The sequence below is a fragment of the Roseovarius amoyensis genome, from assembly GCF_003260265.1.
Classification (GTDB): domain Bacteria; phylum Pseudomonadota; class Alphaproteobacteria; order Rhodobacterales; family Rhodobacteraceae; genus Roseovarius; species Roseovarius amoyensis.
Genome location: NZ_QITQ01000001.1, coordinates 72,642 through 87,276 on the forward strand (window position 1 = coordinate 72,642; position 14,635 = coordinate 87,276).

At 64.2% G+C, this 14,635-nt stretch carries 15 protein-coding genes; 10 read left to right on the plus strand and 5 right to left on the minus strand.

Annotated features, from left to right (window positions below):
• Window positions 1-10 precede the first annotated feature (10 nt).
• The 4 genes from DL899_RS00315 to DL899_RS00330 all read left to right on the plus strand — a co-directional run bounded on the left by DL899_RS00315 (window position 11) and on the right by DL899_RS00330 (window position 2,541).
• Window positions 11-478, plus strand: coding sequence for a YbaK/EbsC family protein (locus DL899_RS00315; protein ID WP_111731775.1), 468 nt, complete (start codon window positions 11-13; stop codon window positions 476-478).
• A 195-nt stretch (window positions 479-673) separates the two neighbouring features.
• Complete coding sequence (locus DL899_RS00320) at window positions 674-1,123, plus strand: DUF2852 domain-containing protein (protein WP_111731776.1); 450 nt, start codon at window positions 674-676, stop codon at window positions 1,121-1,123.
• 61 nt (window positions 1,124-1,184) lie between these two features.
• Window positions 1,185-1,634 (plus strand): RDD family protein, encoded by a 450-nt coding sequence (locus DL899_RS00325; protein WP_111732061.1) that lies wholly within the window; start codon window positions 1,185-1,187, stop codon window positions 1,632-1,634.
• A gap of 76 nt (window positions 1,635-1,710) precedes the next feature.
• The gene (locus DL899_RS00330; protein ID WP_111731777.1) at window positions 1,711-2,541 is read left to right on the plus strand and encodes an arginyltransferase; all 831 of its coding nucleotides are present in this window, start codon (window positions 1,711-1,713) and stop codon (window positions 2,539-2,541) included.
• Here DL899_RS00330 and DL899_RS00335 read toward each other — a convergent pair.
• Window positions 2,538-3,668 (minus strand): alpha/beta hydrolase, encoded by a 1,131-nt coding sequence (locus DL899_RS00335; RefSeq protein WP_162685445.1) that lies wholly within the window; start codon window positions 3,666-3,668, stop codon window positions 2,538-2,540. The genes DL899_RS00330 and DL899_RS00335 overlap by 4 nt on opposite strands.
• A 221-nt stretch (window positions 3,669-3,889) precedes the next feature.
• On the opposite strand from DL899_RS00335, the gene DL899_RS19265 reads away from it, so the two are divergent.
• The 6 genes from DL899_RS19265 (at window position 3,890) to DL899_RS00360 (ending at window position 10,388) form a co-directional block, all read left to right on the plus strand.
• Entirely contained in the window at window positions 3,890-4,057 is a 168-nt protein-coding gene (locus tag DL899_RS19265) for a hypothetical protein (protein WP_162685446.1), read from the plus strand.
• A 223-nt stretch (window positions 4,058-4,280) separates the two neighbouring features.
• Window positions 4,281-5,597, plus strand: coding sequence for a glutamine synthetase family protein (locus DL899_RS00340; protein ID WP_111731779.1), 1,317 nt, complete (start codon window positions 4,281-4,283; stop codon window positions 5,595-5,597).
• Window positions 5,598-5,670: 73 nt separating this feature from the next.
• Window positions 5,671-6,348: a type 1 glutamine amidotransferase gene (locus DL899_RS00345; RefSeq protein ID WP_111731780.1), complete on the plus strand. Its 678-nt coding sequence runs from the start codon at window positions 5,671-5,673 to the stop codon at window positions 6,346-6,348.
• 1 nt (window position 6,349) lies between these two features.
• Window positions 6,350-7,708, plus strand: coding sequence for a glutamine synthetase family protein (locus DL899_RS00350; RefSeq protein WP_111731781.1), 1,359 nt, complete (start codon window positions 6,350-6,352; stop codon window positions 7,706-7,708).
• 58 nt (window positions 7,709-7,766) lie between these two features.
• The gene (locus DL899_RS00355) at window positions 7,767-9,071 is read left to right on the plus strand and encodes an NAD(P)/FAD-dependent oxidoreductase (protein ID WP_111731782.1); all 1,305 of its coding nucleotides are present in this window, start codon (window positions 7,767-7,769) and stop codon (window positions 9,069-9,071) included.
• A gap of 111 nt (window positions 9,072-9,182) precedes the next feature.
• On the plus strand, window positions 9,183-10,388 hold the full coding sequence (locus DL899_RS00360; RefSeq protein WP_111731783.1) for a DegT/DnrJ/EryC1/StrS family aminotransferase: 1,206 nt from the start codon (window positions 9,183-9,185) through the stop codon (window positions 10,386-10,388).
• Between the two features lie 53 nt (window positions 10,389-10,441).
• Here DL899_RS00360 and DL899_RS00365 read toward each other — a convergent pair whose 3' ends face one another.
• The 4 genes from DL899_RS00365 to phaC form a co-directional block, all read right to left on the minus strand.
• Complete coding sequence (locus tag DL899_RS00365; RefSeq protein WP_111731784.1) at window positions 10,442-11,407, minus strand: LysR family transcriptional regulator; 966 nt, start codon at window positions 11,405-11,407, stop codon at window positions 10,442-10,444.
• A gap of 13 nt (window positions 11,408-11,420) precedes the next feature.
• Complete coding sequence (gene phaR / locus DL899_RS00370) at window positions 11,421-11,981, minus strand: polyhydroxyalkanoate synthesis repressor PhaR (RefSeq protein WP_111731785.1); 561 nt, start codon at window positions 11,979-11,981, stop codon at window positions 11,421-11,423.
• A 150-nt stretch (window positions 11,982-12,131) separates the two neighbouring features.
• Window positions 12,132-12,581: a phasin, PhaP gene (locus DL899_RS00375; protein ID WP_111731786.1), complete on the minus strand. Its 450-nt coding sequence runs from the start codon at window positions 12,579-12,581 to the stop codon at window positions 12,132-12,134.
• 148 nt (window positions 12,582-12,729) lie between these two features.
• A complete protein-coding gene (gene phaC, locus DL899_RS00380; RefSeq protein ID WP_111731787.1) occupies window positions 12,730-14,535 on the minus strand; it encodes a class I poly(R)-hydroxyalkanoic acid synthase in 1,806 nt (601 codons plus the stop codon).
• Window positions 14,536-14,635 lie beyond the last annotated feature (100 nt).

The window sequence follows — 14,635 nt, forward strand, 5'->3', positions numbered from 1 at the left end:
AGCGGCCCACATGTCCAAAAGTCTCAAACGAGTCATCCGCGCGCTTGCCGATGGCGGCCTCGACAGCATCCCCCGAGAGGTCGGCCAGGCGGCGACGGCGCAGGCGGCGGCCGACCTGATCGGCTGCACGCTGGACCAGATCGCCAAGTCGATCATCTTTCGCGGGCAGGACAGCGGCGCGGCGATCCTGTTCATCACCGCCGGCGGCAACCGGGTCGACCCAGCCAAGGCATCGGCGCTGGCAGGCGAGGCGCTGGACAAGGCCGACGCCGCACTGATCCGGGCGCAGACCGGTTTCGTGATCGGCGGTGTGGCCCCCATCGGCCACCTGACCCCGCCGCGCACCTTCTTCGACCCGCGGCTCATGGAATTCGACACCGTCTGGGCCGCCGCCGGCACGCCGCGGCACGTCTTTCCCGCCGCCCCGGCCGACCTGCTGCGCCTTTCCGGGGCGCAAGAGGCGAATTTCATCGCCTGATCCTGCTTCTTTCTGGTTGGAAATACCCCGGGGGCGCGGGGGCGGAGCCCCCGTATTTCCACTGAGAAACGTGGCTTTGCCTTCTTAATGTAAAAAACCTTCACATTCCCCCTTGCAAACCGGCCGGGCAGTTCCGATCTGATGTAATGTGAAAGACATTTACATTTGATCCGCAACTCTCGAAAGGACCACTGCATGAACACGCTCGCCTCTTCCTCTCCCCATGCCACGGGCTTTTCCGGCTGGCTTTCCCGTGCCGAGGCGTGGCTCGACCGCAAGGGCAAGGGCGCCTGGATCGCGGCCATGGTCGTCGCCTTCATCCTGTTCTGGCCGCTCGGCCTTGCCCTTCTCGCCTACATGATCTGGGGCAAGAAAATGATCTGTTCATCCCATCGCCGCCGCTGCGGCCATCGTGGCGCCGGCCTGGACCGCACCACCGGCAACTCCGCGTTCGACGCCTACCGGACCGAGACGCTGGCCCGTCTCGAACACGAACAAGCCGATTTCGAGGCCTTTCTGCAACGCCTGCGGGATGCCCGCGACAAGGCCGAGTTCGACCAGTTCATGGACGACCGCGCCAGCGCCGCCGCTGCCGAACCTCAGGGCGACGCCGAAACCGGCGCCGACACCCCCAGGGCCGGCTGAGCCGGACACCGCCGCCGGTCCGGGCTTGCCCGGGCCGGTCCCGGCTTTTATGGACAGGATCATGAGCGATTACAGCTGGCATATCCCCGATCCGGTGACGCAGGCGGAATTCTACGCCGACGTCCCCGCCAAGCGGCTGATCGCCTGGGTCGCCGACACCATCCTGGTGGCGGTTATCTGTCTTTTGATCCTGCCCTTCACCGCGTTCACGGGCATCTTCTTCTTTCCCGTGCTGATGCTGGTGGTGGGCTTTGCCTATCGCGTGGTGACGCTGGCGCGCGGCTCGGCCACCTGGGGGATGCGGCTGGTGGCGATAGAGTTCCGCACCGTTTCGGGGGCGCGGTTCGACCTGGGCATGGCGTTCCTGCACACGCTGGGCTTTACCGTGTCCTGCGCGTTCTTTCTGCTGCAGGTCGTGTCCATCGTGCTGATGCTGACCACCGCCCGCGGCCAGGGCCTGAGCGACCACATACTGGGAACGGTCGCGCTCAATCGTCGCGCCGCGACCTGATTTCGCACCGCTTTCCTACTTGGCGGGTGCGGGCATCGTTGTTATCTTTTGATGAAAGCGAATTTGACGAGGCTTTATGCGCCACACCCTGCCGATCGCGCCGCAGTTCTACGTGACCGCGCCCCAGCCCTGCCCCTATCTTGAGGGGCGGATGGAGCGAAAGCTGTTCACGGCTCTGCAGGGGCCCGAGGCCAAGCGCCTGAACGACAGCCTGTCGAAACAGGGCTTTCGGCGGTCGCAGAACGTGCTTTACCGGCCCTCTTGCGCCGATTGCTCGGCATGCCTGTCGGCGCGTATCGACGTGGCGGCGTTTTCCCCGTCCAAGGGCCAGCGGCGCACGCTCAGGCGCAACAGCCATCTTGACCGGCGCGCCAACTCGGCCTGGGCTACCGAGGAACAATACGCGCTCTTTCGCCGCTATCTCGCCGCGCGTCACGCCAATGGCGGTATGGTCGACATGGATGCCTTCGAATTTGCCGCCATGATCGAGGAAAGCCCGATCCGCACCCGGGTGGTGGAATACACCAACCGCGAGACCGGATCGCTGCAGGCGGTGTGCCTGACCGACGTGCTGGATGACGGCGTCAGCATGGTCTATTCGTTTTACGAGCCCGGCCTGCCGCGCCAGTCGCTGGGAACCCATATCATCCTCGACCATGTCGAGATGGCGCGCGAGGCGGGGCTGCCCTTTGTCTACCTGGGCTACTGGGTGCCCGACAGCCCCAAGATGGGCTACAAGGCCTCCTTTGCCGGGCTCGAGGTCTATGCCGGCGGCGAATGGGAAAAGATGCGCGACCCGGCCGATTACCACACCCGGCTGCACCCGCTGTCGAACGATCCGATTTCCGAACAGGTGGCCAACATCGCGTTGCCCGACCGCAGCCCGGTGCGGAAAACGTCAGGCTAAAGCCCCGGCCCCGCCCCTTCGGCACAGAACGAAATCACGGCATCCACCAGTTTGCCCCAGCTTTTTTCCTGCGGCAGCGGCGCGTGATTACGCGAGTCGAGCAACATGAACCGTGCATCCGGCAGGCGCGCCGCCATCATCCGGCTTTGCGATACCGGGTTGATCGCATCTGCGTGCGCATGCGCCAAGAGCACCGGCACGGTGACCTTCGGCAAGTCGTCTTCCACCACGAACCGATCCACCGCCATACGTTGCAGGGCCGCGTTTTCCGGCGAAATCGACTTGTTCTGAATCCGGACAAAGCTCTGCACCTGTTCTGGCGTCGCATCCGGTATGAAAAGCGCGCTGAAGGCATTCAGGAAGGCTCCGTCCTCCTGCCCCCAACCGGCACGGATGAGTCCCAGAATGGTCTCTTCATCGATCTCACCCGGACCCGCTTGCCGATGAATGCGCCCCACGGCAAAACCGCCATACAGCACCATGCGGCTGACCCTGTCGGGGTAACGCGCGGCAAATCGGATCGCCACCGGCACCGCCTGCGATGCGGCGAAGATGGCGGGCCTTTCCAACTCGTTCGCATCCATCACCGCCTTCAGGTCGTCGACAAACGCATCGAGGGTCAGGTTGCTCACGTCACGGGTAGACAACCCCGTGCCCCGCTGGTCGTAACGATAGAGCGTGGAACTCTGCCCCAACCGGGAAAGCAATGGCGCCCAGACGGGGCTGTCCCAGTCCAGTTCCAAGTGCGAGAGCCAGTGACTGACGCGGACCAGCGGCGGGCCTTCCCCGTGATGGGAATATGCGATCAATTCGCCATCCGATGACTTCGTGAAACGGATCGCCGGCGCAGCATGGCAAGCCACCGCACCAGCAGTTTGCGCGCTATCCCCTGTCTCGGTCTCGGCGACCATCTGGATGCCGCGCTTCGGGATTGTCCGGATGATCCTTTGCGCCTGGCCGTCATCACCCACGGCGCGCCTTGCGGCGCTTATCCGGGCGCTGACCGTTGCATCGGAAACGTTCAGCCCGTCCCAGACCTCGTCGATCAGTTCGTCCTTGCTGATAACCGCCCCGCCGGAACCGGCCAGGACCGCCAGCAGTCGAAAGACCTGCGGCTCCAAATGCACCGGCTTGCCCCCACGGGATAATTCGTGCCGCGAAGTGTCCAGGACGCAATCTGCGAAACGGTGGATCATGCACCAGCTAAGGCGTGTTCCCACCCTGTCCGCAAGAAAAATCAGTCTCACAGTGAAATGACAAGGGAATCACAAGGGTTTCGCAAGGCCACCTTCAAGCGGTGCAGGCCGGTTCATGTTTCGATGGTTGCTGTCAATGAAAGGACGAGACTATGACCGACGCGATCAAATACCGCCCTGATGGCTCTATCGATACTGATTATTACATGCGGATCGGCCGGCAAATGCGCGGCGAGCAGGCTATCAAGCTGTTTGCTGGCGATACCCCGGGCGAGAGGCGCAAGCGCTGTCGTGTCCGAAGCATCTTTGCATTCATCTGAGCGGGTCTTTGATACGCCGACCGGAGTTGACCCCAGCGGGATAGCGGCAATCACTGCGGGGGTGTCAATGATGATGCCCCCGCAGGACCGGTGCAGGCTGGCCATCTCGTTCGTCCCCGTGCGGGGCCACGGCCCTGGAATTTGATCAAATCATACTGGCGGCAATCCCGATTTGACCATAGACTGATGCCGAACCAGAACGAAACCGGCGGCGGGGCAGGTCATGGAGCTTGCAGAATACCAGACAATTCGTGTCGCGGCCTGCGACATTAACGGGCAGATGCGCGGCAAACGGGTGCCCGGCAGCTATGCCGAAAAGCTGGATGAGGGCGCGGTCAGGATGCCGCTTTCGGCGCTCAACCTCGACATAACCGGGGCCGATATCGAAAACTCGCCGCTGGTGTTCGAAACCGGCGATGCCGACGGGGTGCTGCGGCCCACGGGGCGCTGCCCGGTGCCACTGCCCTGGCTGGAGGTGGCGCAACCACTGCTGCCAATGGTGATGCACCTGGACAACGGCACCCCCTTCGACGGCGATCCGCGCCATGCGCTGGCGGCCGTGCTGGAGCGCTACGCCACTCGCGGCTGGCAGGTGCAGGCCGCGACCGAGCTGGAATTCACCCTGGTCGATGACAGCGGCGACGCGCTGGCGCCGGTGCGCAACCCCCAGACCGGGCGGCGCAGCTCCGCGCCGGGCATCCTGTCGATGAACCACATGGACGCCTTTGACGGGTTCCTGTCGGCGCTTTATGACGGCTGCGCGACGATGGGCATCCCCGCCCAGACCATCACCAGCGAGGCCGGGATCGGCCAGTTCGAGGTGACGCTCCACCACCAGGACGCGATGCGCGCCGCCGACGACACCTGGCTGTTCAAGGCGCTCGTGCGCGGGCTTGCCCGGCGCCAGGGAATGGCGGCTACCTTCATGGCCAAGCCGTTTGACGACGACGCCGGCAACGGGATGCACATGCATTTTTCGGTCCTCGACGCGGATGGGCGCAACGTTTTCGACGATGGCGGCCCCGGCGGGACGGCCACGCTGCATGCCGCCGTTGCGGGCTGTCTGTCGGCGATGACGGCGACGACGCTGATCTTTGCCCCCCACGCCAACAGCTATGCCCGGCTGGTGCCGGGACAGCATGCCCCCACCAAGATCTGCTGGGCCTATGAGAACCGCACCGCGGCGCTGCGCATTCCCGGCGGCCCGCCGGCCGCGCGGCGGATCGAACATCGCGTGGCGGGTGGTGACATCAACCCCTACCTGATGTTCGCGGCCGTTCTGGGCGCGGCGATCACCGGGGTCGACGACAACCTTGCCCCCCCTGCCCCGATCACCGGCAACGCCTACGAGGCGGACCTGCCCCAACTGGCCCCCAGCTGGGCCGAGGCGATCGACCTGTTCGAAACCGACCCCGCCGTCACGCGCATCTTTTCCCCCGGCATGATCCGCAACCTGGTCATGACAAAGCGCCAGGAAATGCAGCTGATGCAGGGGGTGCCACTGGCCGAGCAGTGGAAAACCTATCTCGGCACGGTATAGACTGCGCATGAGGGAACTTGCCCAGGGGACCGGACCTGCGGTATCGTTAATTTGATCAAATTTCAGGTGATGAATGAAAATCGGCATCCTGATGACTGGCCACGCCGCCGACGCTATTCACGAAACGCATGGCGATTACGACGCCATGTTCGCCCGCCTGCTGGACGGGCACGGCCTTGAATTCGTCAACTACGACGTGGAAGGCGGGCAGTTGCCCAAGAGCCCCGAGGAATGCGATGGCTGGCTGATCACCGGCTCGAAGCACGGCGTTTACGAGGATCACCGCTGGATCAAACCGCTGGAGGAATTCATCCGCGCCGTCCATGCCGCGGGCCGGCCGCTGATCGGTGTCTGTTTCGGGCACCAGATCGTCGCGCAGGCCCTGGGTGGCAAGGTGGTGAAATATCCCGGCGGTTGGTCGGTGGGCCGCAAGGAATACCGCATCGACGGCCAGGACATGGCGCTCAACGCCTGGCACCAGGACCAAGTGGTCGAGGTGCCCGAGGGCGCGCGCGTGATCGGCTCGTCCGATTTTTGCGCCAACGCCGCGCTGATCTATGGCGACACCATCCTGACGATACAGCCGCACCCCGAATTCGCCGCCCCGATCCTGGCTGACCTGATCCGCCTGCGCGGGCGCGGCGTGGTGCCCGATGACCTGCTGGCAAACGCCGAAGCCCGGCTTGACACCCCCACAGACGCGGACCGGTTCGCCGACCGGATGGCGGAATTCTTGCTCAAGGAGCGCTGAGATGTCCGAGTGGATCGAAACCCTGCCCGAGGCCGCGCAGACCTATCTGGAGGGGCGCCGGCTGGACGAGGTGGAATGCATCATCGCCGACCTGCCCGGCATTGCCCGCGGCAAGGCGGTGCCGGCCAGCAAGTTCGCCCGGCAAAAGCATTTCCACCTGCCCGACTCGATCTTTTTCCAGACCATAACGGGCGACTGGGCAGAGGCCGCCGGCGAAGAGGGCTTTATCGAACGCGACATGGTGCTGACCCCGGATCTGAGCACCGCCACCGCCGCGCCCTGGACCGGCGACTGGACGCTACAGGTCATCCACGACGCCGCCGACCGCAACGGCGGCCCGATCGCCTGCTGCCCGCGCAACGTGCTCAAGCGCGTGGTCGAGATGTACCGCGAACGCGGGCTGGAACCCGTGGTCGCCCCCGAGATGGAATTCTACCTGATCGCGCGCAACCTCGACCCCGCGCGCGAAATCGCGCCGATGGTGGGCCGCTCCGGCCGCCCCGCCGCCGCGCGCCAGGCCTATTCGATGACCGCGGTCGACGAATTCGGCCCGGTGATCGACGATATCTACGACTTCGCCGAGGCGATGGGGTTCGAGATCGACGGCATCACCCAGGAAGGCGGCGCCGGGCAGCTGGAAATCAACCTGCGCCACGGCGACCCCGTCAAGCTGGCCGACGAGGTGTTCTATTTCAAACGGATGATCCGCGAGGCGGCGATCCGGCACGATTGTTTCGCCACCTTCATGGCCAAGCCCATCGCCGACGAACCCGGCAGCGCCATGCATATCCATCACTCGGTTCTGGACATGCAAACGGGCAGGAACGTCTTTGCCGGTCCCGATGACGAGGAAACGGATTCCCTTCGCCACTTCATCGGCGGGCTGCAAAAACACCTGCCCTCGGTCATCGCGGTGCTGGCGCCCTACGTCAATTCCTACCGTCGCTACGTGCGCGACAACGCCGCGCCGATCAACCTGGCATGGGCGCGCGACAACCGCACCACGGGGCTGCGCATCCCGCTGTCGCCACCCGATGCAAGGCGGGTTGAAAACCGCCTGGCGGGAATGGATTGCAACCCCTACCTGGGCATCGCCGCCAGCCTGGCCTGCGGTCTGCTGGGGCTGGCGGGCGCGATAGAACCAGAGCCGGAATTCCACGGCGACGCCTATGCTGGAGAGCTGGACATCCCCAACGTGCAGGGCACCGCACTGGACCTGTTCGAACAGGCCAGCGACCTGCACGCGCTGCTGGGGCCGGACTTTGCCCGCGTCTATTCCGCCGTCAAGCGCGCCGAATACGAGGAATTCCTGCAGGTGATCAGCCCGTGGGAGCGCGAGCACCTGCTGCTCAACGTCTAGGTCACATGGCCGGGCGGCGGTCGGCCCCCGGCGAGACCATTCGGGGAAGGATGACAGCATGAACCTGCTCTATTCCAACGACCGGCCGGGGACCTACCCCCCCAGCTGGTACGCCGCCACCACGCCCGCGCCCGAGCCTTGCGCGCCGCTGAAGGGCGAAACACGCGCCGATGTCTGCGTGATCGGCGGGGGCTTTACCGGGCTGTCGGCGGCGCTGCACCTGGCCGGGCGCGGGTACGACGTGGTGCTGCTAGAGGCGCACCGCGTTGGTTTCGGCGCCTCGGGGCGCAATGGCGGGCAGTTGGGCAGCGGCCAGCGCATCGAGCAGACGGAGATCGAAAAGCTGGTCGGGCGCGAGGATGCCGACAAGCTGTGGACGCTGGCAGAGGACGCCAAGGCGCTGGTCAAGGACCTGATCGCGCGTCACGGCATCGACTGCGACCTGCGCCCCGGCATCGCCCATCTGGGTTTCACCCGCCGCGAGGCGGTGGACGAGCAGCGGTATGCCGAACTCCTGACCGGGCGGTATGGCTATGACCAGATCGAGAAACTCGACCGCGACGCGGCACAGGCGCTGTGCCCGTCGCCCAAATATGTCGGCGGCACGCTGGATATGGGGGCGGCGCATCTCAACCCGCTGGCCTTTGCCTTTGGCCTGGCGCGCGCGGCGCAAAAGGCCGGCGTGCGCATCCACGAGATGACCGAGGTGCACCATATCGACCGGGGCGATCCGGCAACGGTGCGCACCGGCCAGGGGCGCGTGACGGCAAATCATGTCGTTCTGGCCTGCAACGGCTATCTCGGCGGGCTCGACGGTGGCGTGGCGGCGCGGGTGATGCCGATCAACAATTTCGTCGTCGCCACCGAGCCGCTGGGCAATGATGCCGACCGCGTGCTGACCCGCGACGTCGCCGTGGCCGATACCCGTTTCGTCATCAACTATTTCCGCCTCAGCCCCGACAAGCGGCTGCTGTTCGGCGGCGGCGAAAGCTATGGCTACCGCTTTCCCCGCGACATCGCCGCCACGGTGCGCAAGCCGATGACCGAGATCTTTCCGCACCTGCGCGACGTGCGCATCGACCATGCCTGGGGCGGCACGCTGGCGATCACCATGAGACGGCTGCCCTACCTGGCGCGGCTGGCACCCAACATACTGAACGCGTCGGGCTATTCCGGCCACGGGCTGGGCACCGCCACCCATGCGGGCAAGCTGATGGCAGACGCCATCGCCGGCCAGGCCGAGGGGTTCGACACCATGGCGCGCATCCCCACCCGCCCCTTCCCCGGTGGCGCGGGGCTGCGCACGCCGTTGCTGGTGCTGGCGATGACGTGGTTTTCGCTGCGCGACCGGCTGGGTGTCTGACACGGCGGGGCCTTGCCGAACAGGCACACACGCAAAAAATCCGCTTTTGAGCGTCGGTGATCCGGTGTAGGTTTTCGGAAAATCCGAAGAGACTATTCAGGAAATGTGAACATGGCCCTTGCCCCCAACGTTTATGACGCCGAACCGATCCCCGATGCCGCCCGGGCCGAGATCGACCGGATGCTCGGCAACGGCGACCTGTTCCGCTATACCGCGCCACAGGATGCGCCCGTCACGTTGCTGGAGCGCGACTTTGCCGACTTCATCGGCGCGCGCTATGCGCTGGCTGTCAGCAGCTGTTCGGCGGCGCTTTTCCTGTCGCTCAAGGCGCTGGACCTGCCGCGCGATGCGCGGGTGCTGATCCCGGCCTTTACCTTTGCGGCGGTGCCCTCGTCCGTGGTGCATGCCGATTGCGTGCCGGTGCTGTGCGAGGTGGGCGAGAATTACCGCATCGACATGGATGATTTCGAGCCCCGGATCGACACCGGCATCGACGCCGTGATCGTCAGCCACATGCGCGGGCATACCTCGGACATGGATCGGATCATGGCCGCCTGCGACGCCCGCAACATCCCGGTGATCGAGGATGCCGCGCATTCGCTGGGCACCACCTGGGGCGGGCGCAACATCGGCACCATCGGGCGCATCGGTTGCTTCAGCTTTCAGTCCTACAAGCTGGTCAATGGCGGCGAGGGCGGGATCATGATCAGCAACGATCCCGACCTGATCGCGCGGGCGGTGATCATGTCGGGCGCCTATGAACACAACTGGGCCAAGCATCTGACCGACCCCGACCTGGAGGCCGCGTTCGCCCGCTGTCAGAACCAACTGCCGCTCTACAACATGCGGATGAACAACCTGTCGGCTGCTATCATCCGCCCGCAGATAGCCGAGATCCCGCGCCGGGTGCGCCAGGGCCGCGCCAATCACGACCACGTCGCGGCGCGGCTCAACGCCAGCCCGTGGCTGGAGGTGCCGCAAAAGCTGGAGCGTGAAGAGCGCGCACCGGATTCGATCCAGTTCAACCTTGTCGGCATGGACGAGGACGACACCCGCGCCTTTGCCCGCGCGGCGGCCGCGCGCGGGGTCAACGTGCAGGTCTTTGGCCAGTCCACCGACAATGCCCGCGCCTTTTGGAACTGGCAGTTCCTGCCCGGCGGAACGCCCGAATTGCCGCGCACGCGGGCGATGCTGATGCGCGCCTGCGACACCCGCCTGCCGGCGCGGCTGGGCCGCGAAGAGCTGGATTTCATCGCCGGGACGCTGGTCGATGCCGCTGCCGAGGTGATGGGCGAGGCGCGCGTTTACGGCACCTGAGGGCACTTGCCCCCACGCGCCGGTCGCGCCCCCCCACCGGCTTGCATCAGGCGTCACAACAGCGTCAGTTCACCCTCAAGAAACGGATATTGCGCGATGGCGGGGCCGACGATGCGTTCCGACAGGATCGGGCGCAGCGTGTCGGCGACCTGGGCGGGCATGTCCTGCAGGATGTCCTTGCGCGCGGTCAGGCTGATGGTCCGGTAAAGCGGTTCCAACGGCAGTTCCATCACGTCGATCTTGCCGGCCAGGCGATTGGCCCGCATCAGCGCCAGCGGCGGCAGGATGGTCCAGCCTTCGCCCTGCCCCACCAGCGCCAAGATGGCGTGATAGCTGTCCAGCTCGAACCGGTGCGGCAGGTTGAAATTCTGGCGCACCAGATGCGCGGTCAGCAGCCGCCCCATGTAATGGCGCTGGGTGTACTGGATCAGCGGCAGCCGCTTGAGCTGACGCAGCACATCGCCGCCCTGGTCGATCTTTCCGCGCGGCGCTGCGGCGACAAAGCCCTCGCGCAGCAACGGATGCACCTCGACCCAGTCATGCGCGGTGCCCAGTTCGGCGGCGACGATCACGTCCAGTTCGCGCGCCTCAAGCAGGTCATAAAGGTAATGGCTGGCACCGGTTTCCAGCAGGAACTGGCAGCTTTTCAGCTCACCCGCCATGTGGGTCAGCAGCGAGGGGGTCACGTCGGCCTCGAAATCCTCGATCATGCCCAGGCGAAACCGGGTGAGCATCGACAGGTGCGACATCGCCAACTCGGCGCGCGCCTGCGCGGCCTCGTTCAGGATGACCTGCGCCCGCCGTTTCAGGATTTCACCCGCCGGCGTCAGGCGCACCGGGCGCGCGTTGCGCTGCAGCAGCGTCGCGCCCACCGCGCTTTCGAGGTTGGTCAATTGCTGGCTGACGGCCGAGGGGCTGGCGCCCAGCCGCTTGGCCGCGGCGGAAATCGAGCGTTCATCGGCAGCCGCCATGAACACCTCTATCCCCCAAAGGGTTATGCGCCCGGGGCTGTCGACCATCCGCCGGCCCCTGCTATTTCCCCAGTTTCGAGAGTTTCTGCTGCAATTCGGCCAGCTGGCGCTTGATTTCGTCCAGATCCTCGCCACCGACGTCGCCGTCCTCGTCTGCGGAGGTGGCGGGGGTCGTGCCCATGCCGGCCATCTGTCCGGTCATCGCCTTCAGAAACGCCTCTTGCTGGGCGCGCATCGCCTCCATCCCCGGCATCGTCGCCAGTGGGTTGGCCTTGGTCATCTTTTCCATCATTTGGGCCTGGCTCTCGCGCAGCATATCAAAGCTGGAGGCCAGGAATTCAGGCACCATCGAGGTGGCCTGCGTGGCATAGCTGCGCACAAGGTCGTTGAGCACGTTGACCGGCAGCATGTTTTCGCCCCGGCTTTCGTGTTCGGCGATGATCTGCAGCAGGTATTGCCGGGTCAGGTCGTCGCCCGATTTGAGGTCGATGATCTGCACGTTGCGGCCATCGCGGATGAACTCGGCGATATCCTCAAGCGTGACGTAATCGGACGTCTCGGTGTTATAGAGCCGCCGGCTGGCGTACCGTTTGATAAGAAGCGGTTTTTCGGATTGGGCCATGGCGGTACCTCCCATCATGCAGCGCTGCAGCGAAGCTTAGACCGCTGCGGCGCAAAAAGAAAGGGCGAGCGCAATGCGCTCGCCCAGTCCCGAACCATTCCTGCCAGGGAGGAGGAGGAGGCAGGATGATCCGTCCGTTTCACACCGGCCTTACTTGGCTGCGGTGGTGGCTTTCTTGGCAGCAGCAGTCACCTCGTCGGTGGCTTTCTTGACGGCCTTGCTGGCGTCTTCCTGCAGGTCCTTGCCGGCGGCCATCATCAGTTCGACGGTGTCCATCTGAACCTTCTTGGCGACCTCGGCAAAGGCAGCCATGTTTTCGGCGGCCGCTTCGGCGTTGGCCGACGCAAAGTCGGTCATGGCCTTGGCGTAATCGGCCGGCTCCGCCTTGGCTTTCGAGAATTCAGCCAGCTTGGCAAGGGCTTCCTTGGTCCATTTGCTGGAGATCTCGGCCGATTTCTCGGCAGCACTCAGGGCGACGCCCGAAAGCTTTTCGTTCAGGGCAGCCTGGTTCTTGAAAGCATCTTCCATCGCTTTGGTGTCGACGGGGAATGCGCCCATGATGTCTTTCATCACGGTGTTGAAGTCTTGGGTCTTGGCCATTTTCGGTATCCTTGGTTTGTTGGGTTCCGCGGGCCGATGCCCGTCTTTTATGCGTCTGCAAGATATATACATGCTGCACTGCAGCATTTCAAGGTTTTTTCTGCAGTGCAGCAAAACCCGCCCATTGCAAACCGGAATTGGCGTATTTTCAGGTGGTTGCCTTCTTGCGCACATAGGTACCGGGCGCCGGGGCGATGGGCGGATGCTCCGAATCGCCCGGCTGACGCGCCGGAATCATGCTGCCGGACCGCTTGCGCAGCCAGCTTTCCCATCGCGGCCACCATGACCCCTCGTGAAAGCTCGCGCCGCCCAGCCAGCCATCGTTGTCAAGGCTCAGGTCGTCATTGGTGTAGTGGCCGTACTTCTTGCGCCCGGGCGGGTTGACGATACCGGCGATATGGCCCGATTCCGACAGAATGAAAGTTCGGTTCTTCGCGCCGGTCTGCTGAAAGCCGCGATAGCAATCCTTCCACGCGGCAATGTGGTCGTTCTGGCAGGTCACCGAGCAAAGCGGCACCTTCACATCGCTTATATGCAGCTTTTCGCCAAACAGCTCGTACCCGCCCTCGACGAATTCGTTGCGCTGGCAGAGCCCGCGCAGATATTCCACCGTCATGCGCCCCGGCAGGTTGGTGCCGTCGCCGTTCCAGTAAAGCAGGTCAAAGGCGGGCGGGGTTTCCCCCATCATGTAGCTGCGCACCGCCGGCTGATAGATCAGGTCGTTGGAGCGCAGGAACGACATCGTCCGCGCCATGATGAAGGACCGCAGAATGCCCTGCGCGGCAACCTCCTCTTCGATCCCGTCAACGAAATCGTCCTGCAGGAACGGCATGAACTCGCCATGGTCCGAGAAATCGGTGAGCGCGGTAAAGAACGTGGCCGACTTCACCGACTTGTCGCCGCGTTTGGCCAACAGCGCCAGCGTCAGGTGCAGCGTCGTGCCGGCGATGCAATAGCCGATGGTATTGACCTGTTTCTGGCCGGTGATCGCCTTGACCTCGCGGATCGCGGCCAGGAACCCGTCCTCGACATAGTCCTCAAGCCCGGTGTCGGCATAGGTGCTGTCGGGATTGACCCAGGACACCACGAACAGCGTATAGCCCTGATCGGTGATCCAGCGGATCAGGCTGTTCTTTTCCTTGAGGTCGAGAATGTAGAACTTGTTGATCCAGGGCGGAAAGATGATCAGCGGCGTGGCATGGACGGTTTCGGTCGTCGGCGCGTACTGGATCAGCTCCAACATCCGGTTGCGATAGACCACCTCGCCGGGGGCGGTGGCGATGTTCTCACCCAGCTCAAAGGCACTGTCATCGGCCAGCCGCACGACCATTTCGCCGCGATTGGACTCGAGATCGTTGATGAGGTTCTCAAGCCCCTTGACCAGGCTTTCGCCTTCGGTTTCGACCGCCTTTTCCAGCGCGTCGGGGTTCGTGCCCAGGAAATTGGTCGGGCTCATCATGTCGACGATCTGGCCTGAAAAGTACTCCAGCCGGCGCTTTTCCTTGTCGTCCAGGTCGTCGAGCGCAGAGACCGCATCCTCGATCGCCTGCCTGTTAAGCGCGTATTGCGCCTTGATATAGCGGAAATAGGGATGCGTGTTCCAAAGCGGGTTTGAAAACCGCTTGTCATCGTGCAGCGGGTCGGTCTCTTCCTCGGCCGCTTCGGGCGGCTTGCCCTGGGCCAGCGCCTGCTGTGCCTCCAGGAAATGGCGCACCGACCTGCCCCAGTATTCAAGCTGGTGCTCGTAGATCCGGCCAGGGTTCTCGAACATCTCCTGCCAGTAGGACGTCGCCGCCCTGGTGATCAATTCGGGCGAGGGTCCGTTCAGCGTGGGGTTGGCGGGATTGCGCGCCGATAACGCCTGCACAAGGCGCTGCGACAGCTCTTCCACCCGTTCAAGATTACGGTTGAGCTTTTCCAGGTTTTGGGCCGACACGTTGTCGTGCGTTGCCATTTTCCAATATTTCCCCTAAGTTTCTGCTTTGCAGCATGGCGCCGCCTGATCGGAGGGGCAGTGCCGTTTTTGAACCGGCAGGGCCGGCAACCGGAGATAG